The sequence below is a fragment of the Chromatiales bacterium genome (assembly GCA_014762505.1).
In the GTDB taxonomy this organism is placed as follows: Bacteria; Pseudomonadota; Gammaproteobacteria; order SpSt-1174; family SpSt-1174; genus SpSt-1174.
On the sequence record JABURS010000039.1, the window covers coordinates 1 to 1,114 of the forward strand.

The window sequence follows — 1,114 nt, forward strand, 5'->3', positions numbered from 1 at the left end:
CCCGACAGGCCAGAAAGGGCTTGTCGGGGTGGAGGGACGAGCTTGGCATCTGGCCTTTGGCACAGACGGTAGGAGAAATCGTCCCACCCTTTTCACCTCAGCGCCGATAAGGAATCCATCGGCCGTGCGGACCGACGATCTTGGCAAGCCAGCGCCACGGTGATCCCCGACAAGCACAATAACCCTAGTCGGGAGTTCTCATCATGGCAATACCACAGCACCCCACGTTGTTCGGTGTCGATGTCAGCAAGGCCGAATTGGTGATCGCCACGCAAGACGGGGCGGTCCAGGCGCTGGCCAATGACCCCCGCGCCATCGAGCGCTGGCTGGCCACGCTGGCCGGCCCCTGCTGGTTCGCCCTGGAGGCCACCAGCACCTATCATCTGGCCCTGGCGCAGGCGGCCTATCAACAGGGCCATCGCGTCTACCTGCTCGATGGCTATCGCCTGGCCCGTTATCGCGACAGCATCGGCGGGCGCGCCAAGACCGATCAGCACGATGCCCTGTTGCTGGTGCGCTACCTGGCCCGCGAGCACGACGAGCTGCGCCCCTGGACGCCGCCGCCGGCGGCCTATACCCGCCTGCAGACCCTGCTGCGCCGCCGCGCCACCCTGGTGCAGGCCCGCGTCCAGATCCAGCAGTCCCTGCAGGGGCTGCCCACGCTGCGCACCGCCCTGAAGACCCTGCTGCGCCAGCTCACCCGGCTCGACACCCTGATCCAGAAGCAGCTGCGCGAGGCGCTCGCCGACGCCGGCTGGCGGGACCACGCCCGGCGCTGCCAGGCGATCGAGGGCATCGGTCCGCTGACCGCCACCGCCCTCACCACCGTCTTCCATCGCGGGCACTTCCGCTCCAGCGATGCCTTCATCGCCTTCCTCGGCCTGGATGTGCGCGTGCGTGACTCGGGTCAGGCCCGCGGCCGGCGCAAGCTCACCAAACAGGGCGACCCCGAACTGCGGCGACTCCTGTACCTGGCCGCCATGACCGCCCGGCGCAGCCCCGCCTGGGCCGGCTTCTATCAACGCTATCTCGACCGCGGCCTGAAGAGCACCCAGGCCCTCACCATCCTCGCCCGCAAGCTCGCCCGTATCGCCTTCGCCATCCTCAAAAACGG

At 68.3% G+C, this 1,114-nt stretch carries 1 protein-coding gene; it reads left to right on the top strand.

Translation table 11 applies throughout. The annotated features are described in order from the left end of the window. Positions 1 to 203 precede the first annotated feature (203 nt). Positions 204 to 1,114: transposase (locus tag HUJ28_09235; protein MBD3619644.1), on the top strand; the 911-nt coding region annotated here is incomplete at its 3' end.